General features: G+C 66.0%; 13 protein-coding genes and 3 tRNA genes. 11 read left to right on the top strand and 5 right to left on the bottom strand.

The window, feature by feature from the left end; genetic code table 11:
* The first annotated feature begins 88 nt into the window (after positions 1 to 88).
* On the top strand, positions 89 to 811 hold the full coding sequence (ispD, locus tag C4F17_RS06720; RefSeq protein ID WP_106934703.1) for a 2-C-methyl-D-erythritol 4-phosphate cytidylyltransferase: 723 nt from the start codon (positions 89 to 91) through the stop codon (positions 809 to 811).
* The gene (gene ispF / locus C4F17_RS06715; protein ID WP_081267279.1) at positions 808 to 1,296 is read left to right on the top strand and encodes a 2-C-methyl-D-erythritol 2,4-cyclodiphosphate synthase; all 489 of its coding nucleotides are present in this window, start codon (positions 808 to 810) and stop codon (positions 1,294 to 1,296) included. The genes ispD and ispF overlap by 4 nt, the downstream gene beginning before the upstream one ends.
* Before the next feature lie 11 nt (positions 1,297 to 1,307).
* On the opposite strand, the gene C4F17_RS06710 is transcribed toward ispF, so the two are convergent.
* The gene (locus tag C4F17_RS06710; protein ID WP_081267293.1) at positions 1,308 to 2,729 is read right to left on the bottom strand and encodes a sensor histidine kinase; all 1,422 of its coding nucleotides are present in this window, start codon (positions 2,727 to 2,729) and stop codon (positions 1,308 to 1,310) included.
* A gap of 75 nt (positions 2,730 to 2,804) precedes the next feature.
* A complete protein-coding gene (ompR, locus tag C4F17_RS06705) occupies positions 2,805 to 3,536 on the bottom strand; it encodes an osmolarity response regulator transcription factor OmpR (RefSeq protein WP_007837017.1) in 732 nt (243 codons plus the stop codon).
* Between the two features lie 173 nt (positions 3,537 to 3,709).
* Between ompR and C4F17_RS06700 the strand changes: the two genes are divergently transcribed.
* Positions 3,710 to 4,072 carry a hypothetical protein gene (locus C4F17_RS06700; RefSeq protein ID WP_106934702.1) on the top strand — a complete coding sequence of 121 codons (363 nt, stop codon included), beginning with the start codon at positions 3,710 to 3,712 and terminating at the stop codon, positions 4,070 to 4,072.
* A 74-nt stretch (positions 4,073 to 4,146) separates the two neighbouring features.
* On the top strand, positions 4,147 to 4,851 hold the full coding sequence (locus tag C4F17_RS06695; protein ID WP_106934701.1) for an SIMPL domain-containing protein: 705 nt from the start codon (positions 4,147 to 4,149) through the stop codon (positions 4,849 to 4,851).
* A 27-nt stretch (positions 4,852 to 4,878) separates the two neighbouring features.
* Here the strand turns inward: C4F17_RS06695 and C4F17_RS06690 are convergent, their stop codons facing one another.
* Positions 4,879 to 5,649, bottom strand: a complete 771-nt coding sequence (locus tag C4F17_RS06690) for a 3-hydroxybutyrate dehydrogenase (protein WP_106937463.1) — start codon at positions 5,647 to 5,649, stop codon at positions 4,879 to 4,881.
* Positions 5,650 to 5,675: 26 nt separating this feature from the next.
* Here C4F17_RS06690 and C4F17_RS06685 point away from each other — a divergent pair, with 26 nt between their 5' ends.
* The 6 genes from C4F17_RS06685 to rimO all read left to right on the top strand — a co-directional run bounded on the left by C4F17_RS06685 (position 5,676) and on the right by rimO (position 11,792).
* The gene (locus C4F17_RS06685; RefSeq protein ID WP_106934700.1) at positions 5,676 to 6,677 is read left to right on the top strand and encodes an alpha/beta fold hydrolase; all 1,002 of its coding nucleotides are present in this window, start codon (positions 5,676 to 5,678) and stop codon (positions 6,675 to 6,677) included.
* 61 nt (positions 6,678 to 6,738) lie between these two features.
* Positions 6,739 to 8,928, top strand: coding sequence for a RelA/SpoT family protein (locus tag C4F17_RS06680; RefSeq protein WP_234382854.1), 2,190 nt, complete (start codon positions 6,739 to 6,741; stop codon positions 8,926 to 8,928).
* Positions 8,929 to 8,976: 48 nt separating this feature from the next.
* A tRNA-Val gene (locus C4F17_RS06675) sits at positions 8,977 to 9,053 on the top strand.
* 235 nt (positions 9,054 to 9,288) lie between these two features.
* Positions 9,289 to 9,672 (top strand): hypothetical protein, encoded by a 384-nt coding sequence (locus C4F17_RS06670; protein WP_234382628.1) that lies wholly within the window; start codon positions 9,289 to 9,291, stop codon positions 9,670 to 9,672.
* 74 nt (positions 9,673 to 9,746) lie between these two features.
* A complete protein-coding gene (phaR, locus tag C4F17_RS06665) occupies positions 9,747 to 10,307 on the top strand; it encodes a polyhydroxyalkanoate synthesis repressor PhaR (protein ID WP_106934698.1) in 561 nt (186 codons plus the stop codon).
* A 78-nt stretch (positions 10,308 to 10,385) separates the two neighbouring features.
* Entirely contained in the window at positions 10,386 to 11,792 is a 1,407-nt protein-coding gene (gene rimO / locus C4F17_RS06660) for a 30S ribosomal protein S12 methylthiotransferase RimO (RefSeq protein ID WP_081267272.1), read from the top strand.
* 84 nt (positions 11,793 to 11,876) lie between these two features.
* On the opposite strand, the gene C4F17_RS06655 is transcribed toward rimO, so the two are convergent.
* Positions 11,877 to 11,961 (bottom strand) — tRNA-Leu (locus C4F17_RS06655).
* A gap of 275 nt (positions 11,962 to 12,236) precedes the next feature.
* Positions 12,237 to 12,321, bottom strand: a tRNA-Leu gene (locus C4F17_RS06650).
* A gap of 81 nt (positions 12,322 to 12,402) precedes the next feature.
* Here C4F17_RS06650 and rnr point away from each other — a divergent pair.
* Positions 12,403 to 14,673, top strand: coding sequence for a ribonuclease R (rnr, locus tag C4F17_RS06645; RefSeq protein ID WP_172839815.1), 2,271 nt, complete (start codon positions 12,403 to 12,405; stop codon positions 14,671 to 14,673).
* Positions 14,674 to 14,701: the final 28 nt, after the last annotated feature.

Genomic DNA, 14,701 nt, shown 5'->3' with positions numbered 1-14,701 from the left:
CCGGCTGGCGAGGGGTGTGCGAGGGGCAATTCTAGAATGGCGGCCCTTCATCCGCTTGTCGGCCATTGGCCCGCCCGTACAGGACCTCATGTCTTCTTCCCGACTTTTCGTGCTGATTCCCTGCGCCGGCTCCGGCCATCGCGCGGGCCATGCGCAGTCCACCCAGCCCAAGCAGTACCAGCGCCTGGCCGGCCTGCCGATGGTGGCGCACACGCTGGAGGCCTTCCGGGCGCTGGCGGGGCGCTTCGCGGGGCTGGCGCTGGTGGTGTCGCCGGACGACCGCGATGTGGATGCCGCGCTGCCGCGCTTTCCAGCCGAGAACGAATACCTGCTGCGCGTGGGCGGCCTGACCCGCGCGGCCACGGTGCGCAACGGCCTGGCGGCGCTGCGGCAGAAGGGCGCCGGCGCGCACGACTGGGTGCTGGTGCACGACGCGGCGCGCTGCCTCGTCAGCTCCAGCCAGATCGAGGCGCTGATTGCCGCCTGCGAGCACGACGCCGTGGGCGGCCTGCTGGCCCACCGGCTGGCGGACACGCTGAAAGCATCGACGACGGAAAGCCGCGTGGCCCAGACCCTGCCGCGTGCCGACAAATGGCTGGCGCAGACGCCGCAGATGTTCCGCATCGGCATGCTGCTCGACGCGCTGGAGCGCATCGGCGACGCCGTGACCGACGAGGCCGGCGCCATCGAGGCCATCGGCCTGTCGCCGCTGCTGGTGCCGGGCAGCGCCCAGAACTTCAAGGTGACTTACCCCGAAGACTTCGCACTGGCCGAGGCCGTGCTGCTCGGCCGCAGGAAGGGCATGGCATGACGGGCGCTTTCAACATTCGCGTCGGCGAGGGCTGGGACGTTCACCAGCTGGTGGCCGGGCGCAAGCTGATCCTGGGCGGCATCGAGGTGCCGCACGTCACCGGCCTGCTGGGCCATTCGGACGCCGACGTGCTGCTGCACGCCATCACCGACGCGCTGCTGGGCGGCGCCGGGCTGGGCGACATCGGCCGGCATTTTCCGGATACCGATCCGCAGTTCCGCGGTGCCGATTCGTCGGTGCTGCTGGCCGAGGCGGCACGCCGGGTGCGCGCGGCGGGCTGGGAGATCGGCAACGTCGACAGCACCGTGATCGCCCAGGCGCCCAAGCTGGCGCCGCACATTCCGCTCATGTGCCAGCGCATCGCCGACACGCTGGGCGTGGCGCTGGAACAGGTGAACGTGAAGGCCAAGACGGCCGAGAAGCTGGGCCCGGTGGGCGAGGGCCGCGCGATGGAAGCGCGCGCGGCCGTTCTGCTTCACCGCTGAGGCGGCGGCGCTCAGGCCGGCTTCTTGCCGCCCTGCGACTCTCCGGGCTTGCCGGCCGCCGCCGGCATTGCGCGCGGCATCCGGATGTGGGCCGCGAGGCCGCGCCCCGGCGTGCTGGTCAGCGCGAAGGTGCCGCCCATGCGCTCGATGTTCTTCGCCACGATCGACAGGCCCAGGCCCGCGCCGGCCGCCGAGGTGCGGGCGGTGTCGCCGCGGAAGAAGGGCTTGGTCAGCTGCGAGAGCAGGGCAGGCTCCACGCCCGCGCCGTGGTCTCGCACCTTGATCAGCACCGCGTCGTTGTTGGCCTGCGCCTGGATCGTCACGTCGGCCACGCCGGTGGAGGGCGTCTTGCCGTAGCGCCGCGCGTTCTCTACCAGGTTGGAGATCACCCGCGTGAGTTCGACCTCGTCGCCCAGCACGCGCAGGTCGGCGGGCACGTCGACGGTGATGTTCATCTCGTCGTAGTCCTGCACGGCGTAGGTGCAGGCGTCGACCACGTCGCGCAGCAGCACCGGGCGCGGATCGACATGGTCGGGCCGGGCGTAGTCGAGGAACTTGTCGATGATCGCGTCGAGCTGGGCGATGTCGGCGGCCATGTGGTCGCGGGCGTCCTCGTCGGCCACGCTCATCTCGGTTTCGAGCCGCAGCCGTGCCAGCGGCGTGCGCAGGTCGTGCGAGATGCCGGCCAGCATGATGGCGCGGTCCTGCTCGATCTTGGCGAGCTGGTCGGCCATGCGGTTGAAGCCGATGTTCACGGCGCGGATCTCGTTGGTGCGGGCGCGCTCGTCGAGCCGGTGGGCCTCGTACTCGCCTTCGCGCACCTGCATGGTCGCGCGCGACAGCTGCTTGAGCGGCAGGTTGATGAGCCGCGTGATCAGCGCCGCACCCGCCAGCGACAGCGCCATCGCCGTGCTCAGCCAGACCAGCCAGGTGCGCCCGCCCACGCGGCTGAAGCGCGTGGGGTCGAGCAGCAGCCAGTAAGTGTCGCTCTCGATGGTGAAGCCGATCCACAGGCCGGCTTCGTCGTTCACGCGGCTCGCCACCGTGGTGCCTTCGCCGAGCTGGTCGATCAGTTCCTCGGTCACGCGCAGGTCGAGCGCACCGCTGGTGTAGGGCTCGAAGCGGTCGTTGGGCTCGCGCGGCAGGATGCGCACGCCTTCCTGGTCGGCCAGTGTCTTGATCAGCGAGACCCGCGTGATCGCGTCCGAATACACCAGCGCCGCGCGCGTGAGGTTCACGAGCGAGGCGATCTGGTGCGCGGTCTGGATGGCACGGGGCTCGTATTCGAGCGAGCGGAAGGTCTGCAGCCAGGCGACCGTACAGCCGATCAGCAGCAGCGCGAGCAGGAAGAAGGTGCGCCAGAAAAGGCTGAAACCCAGCTTGAGGCCGGGGCGACGATCACGGTGCGAACTCGCCTCGAGCGGGCTCGGCATCGTGACCTGTGCGCCGTCCTCCTGGACCAGGCCCTGTCTGGCGGGTTGGCCGATGGGCACCTTTCAAACGGGCGTTCAGGCCGTGCCGTCCGGCACGAACACGTAGCCCACGCCCCAGACGGTCTGGATGTAGCGCGGCGCGGCGGCGTCGGACTCGACCAGCTTGCGCAGGCGCGAGATCTGCACGTCCAGGCTGCGGTCGAAGGGCTCGAACTCGCGCCCGCGCGCCAGCTGGGCCAGCTTTTCGCGCGACAGCGGTTGACGCGGATGGCGCACCAGCGCCTTCAGCATCGCGAACTCGCCGGTGGTCAGCGAGAGTTCTTCGCCATCCTTCTTCAGGGTTCGCGAGCCGAGATCGAAAGCGAACGGGCCGAAGGTGACGGTCTCGTTCTCCGTGGAAGGGGCGCCGGGCGCCTCGAGCGGCGGACGGCGGCGCAGCACGGCGTGCACGCGGGCCAGCAGTTCGCGGGGGTTGAAGGGCTTGCCGAGGTAGTCGTCGGCGCCGACTTCGAGGCCGACGATGCGGTCCACGTCCTCGCCCTTGGCGGTGAGCATGATGATCGGCGTGCGGTCATTGGCGGCGCGCAGGCGGCGGCAGACCGAGAGGCCGTCTTCGCCGGGCATCATCAGGTCGAGCACGATCAGGTCGACCGTGTCGCGCAACAGGATGCGGTTGAGCGCCTTGCCGTCCTCGGCCACGATCACTTCGAAACCTTCCTGCGTCAGGTAGCGGCGCAGCAGGTCGCGGATGCGGGCGTCGTCGTCGACGATCACGATCTTGTCGGTGCGAGCGGGAACTTGAGTCATTTCTACAACGATGAATTTGTAACAGGGCCGATTCTGAAGGCGTTGAGCACCCGTTGAGCCAGATTTACTTATGGTTTGACACTAAGTTACAAAACTTGCGGACGCTCGCGGTCTGGTCACCAGCCGTACGCGTTGAGGTGGCAAAGTCACTGCTGCCTTATGACTTTCGCTCAATGAGACAACCATATTTCGCCCGGTCATTTCTTGTCGCCTGTGCCTGTGCGCCGCTGTGGGCGCAGGCGGTCCCCGGCAATTTCCTGAGGGTGGGCGAGGTGCGCCGCAGCGAGGTTCGCGATGCCGTCGCGGCCCATCGGGCCGGGCAACGCGAAGAGGTCCGCCGCGAGGAAGCCATGGCCGGCCGGCGGCTGACGGCCGCCGAACTGTTCGAGCTGCGCCAGCAGGTTCGCGGCCAATGGACCCCGCCCGCCGCGGGTGCATTGGTCAATTCGGCAGAATCGCAGCCGGCCGAGCGGATCGCACCGGCACCGCCGACCGCGGCCCGCCCGCTGACGTCTCCAAGCAGCCAACGCCGCTGAGGCGTTCCGGCGGGCCAGCCGGATGGCCTGCCGGCGTCGGCTTGTCTTTCATACCAACTGGGGAGAACTACACCTTGAAATCCATCAAATTGCTCGCGGCCTGCGCCGCCCTGGCCATGGCCGGCACCGCCATCGCGCAAACCGTCGTCACGCCCGCGCCGCAGAACGTGCTGCAGCTGTCGGCGGCCGGAACGGTCGAGGTGCAGCAGGACATGCTGAGCATGACGCTCACCACCACCCGCGACGCCGCCGATGCCGCCACCGTGCAGACGCAGCTCAAGGCAGCGCTCGATGCCGCTTTGAGCGAGGCCAGGAAGAGCGCGCAGCCGGGCCAGCTGGACGTGCACACCGGCAATTTCAGCCTCTCGCCGCGCTACACCAAGGACGGCAAGATCAATGGCTGGCAAGGCTCCACCGAGCTGGTGCTCGAGGGCCGCGACTTTCCGCGCATCACCCAGACCGCCGGCCGCATCAGCACGCTGAGCGTGGGCAACGTCGGTTTCGGCCTGAGCCGCGAGCAGCGCTCCAAGACCGAGGCCGAGGCGCAGGGCATCGCCATCGAGAACTTCAAGCAGAAGGCTGCCGAGCTGGCCAAGGGCTTCGGCTTCGGCGGCTACACGCTGCGCGAGGTGTCGGTGAATGCGAGCGACAACGGCCCGCGCCCGCGCATGATGGCGATGCAGGCGAAGGCGTCGTTCTCTTCCGATTCGGCCGTGCCGGTCGAGGCCGGCAAGACCAGCGTGGTCGTGAACGTGTCGGGTTCCGTGCAGCTCAAATAAGAAGGCTGCGTACCGCCGGGCTACCCTTTACTGGGCAGTCCAGCCGCCGTCCATGGCCCAGGCAACGCCCCGGACCTGGTCGGCCGCCGGCGAGCACAGGAACACGGCCAGGCCGCCGAGTTGCTCGACGGTGGTGAACTGCAGCGAAGGCTGCTTTTCGCCCAGCAGTTCGTTCTGCGCCTGCGCGGGCGTGATGCCTTCGCGCGCCGCGCGGTCGTCGATCTGCTTTTGCACCAGCGCCGTGAGCACCCAGCCGGGGCAGATGGCATTGACGGTGACGCCGGTGGTCGCGGTTTCCAGCGCGACCGACTTGGTCAGGCCGACGATGCCGTGCTTGGCCGCCACGTAGGCCGACTTCTGCGCCGAGGCCACGAGCCCGTGGGCGGAGGCGATGTTGATGACGCGGCCCCAGTTGGCCTCGCGCATCGCCGGAATCGCCAGCCGGGTCGTGTGGAAGGCGCTGGTGAGGTTGATCGCGATGATGGCGTCCCAGCGTTCGGCGGGAAAGTCCTCGACCTTGGCCACGTGCTGGATGCCGGCGTTGTTCACGAGGATGTCGACGCGGCCGAACTTCGACGCGGCGAACTTCATCATGTCCTCGATCTGCGCCGGCTTGCTCATGTCGGCCCCGTGGTATTCGGCGCGAACGCCCAGCGCCTCGATCTGAGACCTTGGGGCCTCGGCGTCGCCGAAACCATTGAGCACGATGTTCGCGCCCTGTTGCGCGAGCGACTTGGCGATGGCCAGGCCGATGCCGCTTGTGGACCCCGTGACAAGCGCGGTTTTGCCTTTGAGCATGTAGATCAATCTCCGGATGAATTAGGATGCGACGAGACAATTATCCGCACCAGGACGACTTCGTTTTCATGACCGAACCGACGCTTCATTACGTGGCGTGCGACGACGCCCAAGGCGGCCATCGCATGGCCTATTGGCAATGGGGCGACGCACGCAGTGCGCACGTCGTCGTCTGCGTGCACGGCCTGACCCGGCAGGGGCGCGATTTCGACTTGCTGGCACAGGCCATCGTGGCACGCGCCGGCGGCAACGTGCGCGTGGTCTGCCCCGACGTGGCCGGGCGCGGACGCAGCGACTGGCTGCGCGATCCGTCCTTCTACCAGGTGCCCGTCTACGCGGCCGACATGGTGGCGCTGGTGGCGCAGCTGCATCGCGAACAGCCCATCGACACGCTCGACTACATCGGCACCAGCATGGGCGGGCTGATCGGCTTCGTGCTCGCGGGGCACAAGGAGCTGCCCCTGGCCCGGCCGATCCGCCGGTTCGTCCTCAACGATGTCGGCCCGACCATCGAGCCTGCTGCGGTGCAGCGCATCGGCGCCTACGTGGGCAAGAGCGGCCGCTACGAAAGCGTGCAGGCAGCGGCCGATGCCATGTGGGCGCTGTCGACCACTTTCGGGCCGCACACGCCGGAACAATGGCTGGCGTTGTCGCGGCACATGGTGGTGCCCGCGTCCCTGCGCACGGCCGACGGCTCGGGCAAGGTCGAGGCTAGCGGCAAGGAGGGCAGTGAAGAGGGCGGCTGGCTGTTGCACTACGACCCCGCCATCGGCGTGGCTCTGCGGGCCATCACTCCCGAGGCCGCGGCGCAGGGCGGCGCGATCATGTGGGGCCTGTACGACGCCATCGAGGCGCGCACGCTCATCACGCGCGGCGCCGTGTCCGATCTGCTGTCGCGCGAAACCGCGCAAGCGATGACGCAGCGCGGCCCGCACGCCGCGCTGGTCGAGTTCGAAGGCGTAGGCCATGCGCCGACCTTCGTCGACCCCGCACAGATCGCCGTCGTCACCCGCTTCCTGTTCGATTGAGTGAAGAAGCGTGAAGCGCGATTCCTCGAGCCTCCAGACGGCGCCCGTGACCGACGCGGCCATGGTCGACTATCCGTTGTCCGCCGCAACAGCCGAGCGCTCGCCGGTGATGGAGAACATGCTGGCGCGTGCGCGCGCATTCGCCGAGCCGCTGATTGCCGATGAGAAGCTGGACACGGGCGAAAACACGCTCGCGCATGCCGATGCAGTGGCCGCCATCGTCGCAAAGATGGGCGGTTCCGAGGCGATGCAGGCGGCGAGCTACCTGGTCTATGCCTGCCAGCACCTGAACCGTCCGCAGGAGGTGATCGCCAAGGTGTTCGGCGACAACTTCGCGGCGCTCGCCGTCGAGACGACCAAGCTGGTGCGCGTGCAGGAACAGGCGCGCTCGGCCTCGCAGGGGAACCACGCCGAAGGCGCGGGCGCGCAAACGGAAAACGTGCGCAAGATGCTGCTGGCGTTCTCGCGCGACTTGCGCGTGGTGATGCTGCGCCTGGCTTCGCGCCTGCAGACGCTGCGGCATGCGGCGGCAAGCAAGCAGCCGGCGCCCGAAGGCGTGGCGCGGGAGTCGCTGCAGGTGTTCGCGCCGCTGGCCAACCGGCTGGGCATCTGGCAGGTGAAGTGGGAGATCGAGGATCTTTCGTTCCGCTTCCTCGAGCCCGAAACCTACAAGCTGATCGCACGGCTGCTCGACGAGAAGCGCATCGAGCGCGAAGGGCACGTCGAGCAACTGCGCTCGCAACTGGAGCGCGAACTGCAGGCCGAGGGCGTCAAGGCCACGGTGCAGGGGCGGCCAAAGAACATCTACAGCATCGTCAAGAAGATGCGCGGCAAGTCGCTCGACTTCGCGCAGGTCTTCGACATCCTCGCGCTGCGCGTGGTCGTGCCCGACGTGAAGGACTGCTATGCGGCGCTGGCCTGGGTGCATTCGCACTTCCAGCCCATCGACGAGGAGTTCGACGACTACATCGCGCGGCCGAAGCCCAACGGCTATCAGTCCCTGCACACCGTGGTGCGCGAGCTGGTCGACGGCAAGCCGGGCAAGCCCATCGAGATCCAGATCCGCACCGAGGAAATGCACGACCATGCCGAGCACGGCGTGGCCGCGCATTGGGCCTACAAGGAAGCTGGCCACAAGGGCTATGCGGGCGTGTGGGCGAGCGGCGAGTACGACGCCAAGATCGCGGTGCTGCGGCAGCTGCTGGCGTGGGAGCGCGATCTGTCCGGCGGGCTGCAGGGGCAGGGCCTGTTCGACGACCGCATCTACGTACTGACGCCCGATGCGGCGATCGTCGAGCTGCCGCAAGGGGCGACGCCGGTCGACTTTGCGTACACCGTGCACACGACGCTGGGCCATCGCTGCCGCGGTGCGCGTGTCGACGGCGCGATGGTGCCGCTGAACACGCCGCTGTCGAACGGGCAGACGGTCGAGATCATCGCCGCCAAGGAAGGCGGGCCATCGCGCGACTGGCTCAATGCCGAGCTTGGTTATCTCGCCAGCCATCGTGCGCGCGCGAAGGTGCGCGCATGGTTCAACGCGCAGATCACGCACGAGACCGTGGCGCGTGGGCGCGAAGCGGTCGAGAAGCTGCTGCAGCGAGAAGGCAAGACGGCGGTGCGGCTGGAAGACCTGGCTTCGCAGCTCGGCTTCAAGTCGGCGGACCATCTGTTCGAAGTCGTCGGCAAGGACGAGTTCTCGCTGCGCAACATAGAGACGCTGTTGCGTCCGCCGGAGCCGGCGCCTGGGCCGGACGACGGCGTGCTCATCAAGAAGGCGCGCGGCAGCGAGAAGTCGGGCAAGGGCGGCGTGCTGGTGGTTGGCGTGTCCTCATTGATGACGCAACTGGCCAAGTGCTGCAAGCCGGCGCCGCCGGATGCGATTCGCGGCTTCGTCACGCGCGGGCATGGCGTCAGCGTTCACCGTAGCGATTGCAGCAACTTCCGCACGATGGCGGCCAAGGATGGCGAGCGCGTCATCGATGTCGAGTGGGGTGCTCCCAAGAAAGGGGGCGACGTACCTGTCTATGCGGTGGACGTGGCCGTGGAAGCGGCCGACCGCCAGGGTCTGCTGCGCGATATCTCCGACGTCTTTGCGCGCGAGAAGATGAACGTCATCGGCGTGCAGACGCAATCGATCAAGGGCACGGCGTGGATGACGTTCACTGTTGAAATCGCCGACGCCGCGCGGCTCACGCAGGTGCTCGGCGTGGTCACTGCAGTAATTGGTGTGCGATCTGCACGTCGTCGCTAAAAAGTGCCATTTCTCCTGCTACAATAGACGCTTCTCGGACACATCCTTAGGCGCGTAGCTCAGCTGGTTAGAGCACCACCTTGACATGGTGGGGGTCGTTGGTTCGAGTCCAATCGCGCCTACCAATTTTCCCTCTGAAGAAGACCAGTCTTCAGGCCCACAGGGAAAATTTGAAAACTGCAGCTGCCTAGAAAAGCAGCCTGCAACTTTTCTTTCTTGTCGCCTCGATGGCACCATCAATTCATCTCGCACAGATCCGACATCAGCGTTCGGATGTTTGCGTCATGCAGTCTGGTTTTGGAAGACCTCGGCCTTGTTGTTGTGCTACCTTGAGGTCTCTGAAATTTCATTCCAATTTTCTTGATTAGCGATCCGATACATACGCGATCAACGCTGGTTGATCCGGCTCATGCCGACAGGCGTCTCGCGGCGCTGATGAGGCAGGCTCCTCTCGAGTTTGCACGCGCTGTCTACGGCATCAACGACCACTCGAGCGGCCGCACCGACACCATGGCCGCACGCGAGGTAGCGCGTGCACAACGCCAGGGTATGCCGGTGACCGAAGAGCGGGCTGAACAGCGTGCGCGCGCCTATCTGCCTACCGCCGGGCAGGAGCACTGCCCGCGCTGCTGGGTTGTCTACGGGCAGAAGAATCCGCTGCGTTTTCGTGATACCGCTGCAGAGCGGCCCGAAACCGCGCTCTGCCACGCATGCGGCGCGGAGTACGCAACATCGCCGGATTGAACAATGTACGGCGCGCGGTCAGGGTAAACCTTGTCGCGATGCAGCAAAACGGCTCCCTAGAATCATCCGATGACATGGGCGTCCATGTGAAGGAGTCCGCAGTGCAGAGCAAGAAGTCCGGGGTCAAGCCGGTACAGCGTGTGATCAAGAAATACCCCAACCGAAGGCTCTACGACACCGAGACATCGACGTACATCACCTTGACCGAGGTGAAGCAGCTGGTCATCCAGAACGCGCAGTTCGTGGTGCGCGATGCCAAGACCGGCGACGACCTCACGCGCAGCATCCTGCTGCAGATCATTCTCGAAGAAGAGGCGGGCGGCGCGCCGATGTTCACCGAGCAGGTGCTGGCCAACATCATTCGCTTCTACGGTCAGGCGATGCAAGGGTACATGGGGCCGTATCTCGAGAAGAACATCCAGGCCATGACCGAAGTGCAGGAGCAGTTGGCCGACAAGGCCGAGGGCCTGACGCCCGAGATGTGGTCGCGCTTCATGACGATGCAGTCGCCGATGCTGCAAGGGCTGATGGGCAACTACGTCGAGCAGTCCAAGAACGTTTTCCTGCAGATGCAGGAGCAGATGCAGAAAAACACCGAGCAGGTATTGGGGGCCTTTGGCATCAAGCGTCCGTGAGTACCGCCCGATCGCCGTAAGTCGAAGGTTTTTCGAAGGGCGCCCGGCCGTCGCCGATAGCTGGGACAATAGAGGCATATGAGCGAAGTTGCCTCCCCCGAACGAACGGCCACGCCGACCGCCCCCAAGGTCGGATTCGTGAGCCTGGGCTGCCCCAAGGCCCTTACCGATTCCGAGTTGATCCTGACCCAGCTGAGTGCCGAGGGTTATCAGACCGCCAAGACCTTCGAAGGTGCCGATCTCGTGATCGTCAACACCTGCGGCTTCATCGACGATGCCGTGAAGGAGAGCCTGGACACCATCGGCGAAGCGCTGGCCGAGAACGGCCGTGTCATCGTCACGGGTTGCCTGGGTGCCAAGACCGGCGACCAAGGCGGCAACCTGGTGCGCCAGATGCATCCGAGCGTGCTGGCCGTTACCGGCCCCCATGCCACGCAGGAGGTGATGGATGCGGTGCATGCGAACCTGCCCAAGCCGCACGACCCGTTCATCGACCTGGTGCCCAACACCTTCGGCGTTGCCGGCCTCAAGCTGACGCCGCGCCACTACGCCTACCTGAAGATCAGCGAAGGCTGCAACCACCGGTGCACCTTCTGCATCATCCCGTCGATGCGCGGCGACCTCGTGTCGCGGCCTGTCGGCGATGTGCTGAGCGAAGCCAAGGCCCTGTTCGAGGGCGGCGTGAAAGAGCTGCTCGTGATCAGCCAGGACACCTCGGCCTACGGCGTCGACGTGAAGTACCGCACCGGTTTCTGGGACGGCAAGCCGGTCAAGACCCGCATGCTCGAACTGGTGCGCACGCTCGGTGAGATCGCCGAGCCGTACGGCGCCTGGGTTCGCCTGCACTACGTGTACCCGTACCCGAGCGTGGACGAAGTCATTCCGCTGATGGCGAGCGGACAGGTGCTGCCGTATCTCGACGTGCCGCTGCAGCACAGCCACCCTGATGTGCTCAAGCGCATGAAGCGCCCGGCCAGCGGCGAGAAGAACCTCGAGCGTCTTGCGCGTTGGCGCGAGGTGTGCCCGGAACTCGTGGTCCGCAGTACCTTCATCGCCGGCTTTCCTGGCGAAACCGAACAGGAATTCGAGCATCTGCTCGACTTCATCCGCGAAGCCGAAATCGATCGTGCCGGTTGCTTTGCCTACAGCCCGGTCGAAGGCGCCACTGCCAACGACATTCCGGGCATGCTGCCCGAACCGGAGCGCGAAGCGCGCCGTGCCCGCTTCATGGAAGTGGCGGAGGCCGTGTCGATCGCCAAGCTCCAGCGTCGCATCGGTTCGACCATGCAGGTGCTGGTCGATTCGGCGCCGGGCCTGGGCCGCAAGGGTGGAGTGGGGCGCACGTACGCCGATGCGCCGGAGATCGATGGCACCGTGCGCTTGCTGCCGCCCGAGAAGATCAGCAAGACGCTGAAGGTCGGCGAGTTCACGCGCGCGCGCATCGTGGGCGCCGAAGGCCACGACCTGATCGCCCTGCCGATTTGATGCAGATTCGAACGGACAAGAAAAAAGCCACCGGAGACCGGTGGCTTGTTTCGGAACACGACCTGGCGGGGGTCAATGTGAATTTGGTGCCCAGAAGAGGACTCGAACCTCCACGATGTTACTCGCTAGTACCTGAAACTAGTGCGTCTACCAATTCCGCCATCTGGGCATTCTCTGCTTTTCAGCAAAGACTGCGATTATATACACAGATTCGGCGCAACCTTTTTGGCCAGTCGAAATTTTTGCGCCTGCGTGGTTCTGCCCATGTGGACGAAGTGTTGCCGAACGCGGGCGAGCGTGGTCGTGCGCGCAAGGTCGGTGTTCGTGGATGCAATCTCGTGAACGCGTCGCGTGAGACGCAGATGCGAGCGACCATGAAAATGAAAAAAGCCACCGGAGGCCGGTGGCTTGAATCGAATGACCTGGTAAAGGTCTGTTTAAACTTGGTGCCCAGAAGAGGACTCGAACCTCCACGATGTTACTCGCTAGTACCTGAAACTAGTGCGTCTACCAATTCCGCCATCTGGGCCCACGTAGTTGCAGAAGCAACTGCGTTTTGAATTTCAGGAAAGAAGGAGATCATATCAAAAATAATGGCACTTCCAGCGGCTTGCTGGACGAATTCGAAGGAACTGTTCAAGGACATCGCGACGGGCACGGCTTCGTGCAGCGTGATGACGGTGAAGCAGACATTTATTTGCCACCGAACGAGATGCGCGCGGTGCTGCACAAGGACCGCGTCAAGGCGCGCGTGGTGCGGCAAGACCGGCGTGGCCGCCCCGAAGGGCGCGTGGTCGAGATCGTCGAGCGCCCCGAGCAGCCGATCATCGGCCGCCTGCTGCATGAAGGCGGCATCTGGCTCGTTGCGCCGGAAGACAAGCGGTACGGCCAGGACGTACTGATCCCCAAGGGTGCGACCGGCCCCGCGAAGGTGGGCCAGGTCGTCGTCGTGCAGCTCACGGAACCGCCAGCGCTGTTCGGCCAACCCGTGGGCCGAGTGAAAGAAGTGCTGGGCGAGATCGACGACCCCGGCATGGAGATCGAGATCGCCGTGCGCAAGTACGGCGTGCCGCACGAGTTCTCCGCGGAGTGCCTGGCCGAAGCCAGGGCGCTGCCCGAAAAGGTTCGCCCCGCCGACAAGAAGGGGCGCGTCGACCTCACCGACGTTCCGCTCGTCACCATCGACGGCGAAGACGCGCGCGACTTCGACGATGCCGTGTACTGTGAGCCCGCGAAGGTGGGCCGTGGCAAGGGCTGGCGCCTGCTGGTCGCGATTGCCGACGTGAGCGCCTATGTGCAGACCGGTTCGGGCATCGACATCGACGCCTACGACCGCGCCACCAGCGTCTACTTTCCGCGCCGCGTCATACCGATGCTGCCGGAGAAGCTGTCGAACGGCCTCTGTTCGCTCAACCCCGAGGTCGAGCGCCTGTGCATGGTGTGCGACATGCTGGTCGCGGCCGACGGCGAGATATACGCCTACCAGTTCTATCCCGCCGTGATGTTCAGCCACGCGCGCTTCACGTACACCGAAGTGGCCGCCATCCTCGGCAACACGCGCGGCCCCGAAGCCGCCAAGCGCAAGGACCGCGTCAAGGACCTGCTGAACCTCGCCGACGTCTACAAGGCTCTGCTCAAGCAGCGCGGCAAGCGCGGCGCGGTCGACTTCGAAACCACCGAGACGCAGATCATCTGCGACGACGCCGGCCGCATCGAGAAGATCGTGCCGCGCACGCGCAACGAAGCGCACCGCCTGATCGAAGAAGCGATGCTCGCGGCCAACGTCTGCAGCGCCGACTTCATCGCCGAAGGCAAGCACCCGGGCCTGTTCCGCGTGCACGAAGGCCCGACGCCCGAGAAGAAGGAAATCCTGCGCGGCTACCTGAAGGCGATGGGCGTGGGCCTGAGCATCACCGACGACCCCAGGCCGGGTGAATTCCAGGCGATCGCCGAGGCCACCAAGGAGCGGCCGGACGCGCAGCAGATCCACACCATGCTGCTGCGTTCGATGCAGCAGGCGATCTACACGCCGATCAACAGCGGCCACTTCGGCCTCGCTTACGAGGCCTACACGCACTTCACGAGCCCGATCCGGCGCTACCCTGACTTGCTGGTCCACCGCGTGATCAAGGCCATCCTCGGCAAGACGCGCTACCAGCTGCCGATGCTGCCGACCCCCGGCGAGGCGCATGCCAAGCTGGCGAAGCGGCTCGCTTCGCGCGTGAAGGCGCCGACCAACAAGCCGCAGAAGGCCACCGTCGCGCCCAGCAAGGAAGTGCTGGCATGGGAGGCCGCGGGCCTGCATTGCAGCGCCAACGAGCGCCGTGCCGACGAGGCCAGCCGCGACGTCGAGGCCTGGCTCAAGTGCAAGTACATGCGAGAGCATCTCGGCGAGGAGTACGGCGGCGTGGTCACCGCTGCCACCACATTCGGCATCTTCGTCACGCTCGATGCGATGTACGTCGAAGGGCTGGTGCACATCACCGAGCTCGGCGGCGAGTACTTCAAGTTCGACGAGATGCGCCAGGAACTGCGCGGCGAGCGCACCGGCATCCGCTATGCCATCGGCACGCGCGTGCGGGTGCAGGTGAGCCGCGTCGACCTGGACGGCCGCAAGATCGACTTCCGCCTCGTGCGCGAAGGCGAGGAGCTCACGGCGCGCGCCATGAAGGACAAGGGCGTGGGATCGTCGGGCGTGCCGGTCAAGGCGTCGGCCAAGCGCGGCAGCCGCCACAAGGCGGCGGAGGCCGGCGGCGTCGGCGAGCCACGCCTGGAGCGAGGCGCTTCGGCGCCGGCCGGGCCGCAATCGGCGATGCAGGCTTTCAAGTCTGCGGTGAAGAAGGCCGCCAACAAAATGAAGGGGCGCAAGCCGCGCCGCTGATGCCTTGCCGCATGAACCATCGACAACC

This window comes from Variovorax sp. PMC12 (assembly GCF_003019815.1).
Taxonomy (GTDB): domain Bacteria; phylum Pseudomonadota; class Gammaproteobacteria; order Burkholderiales; family Burkholderiaceae_C; genus Variovorax.
The sequence above is the reverse complement of the archived record's forward strand: the minus strand, read 5'-3'. Positions and strand labels throughout refer to the sequence as shown.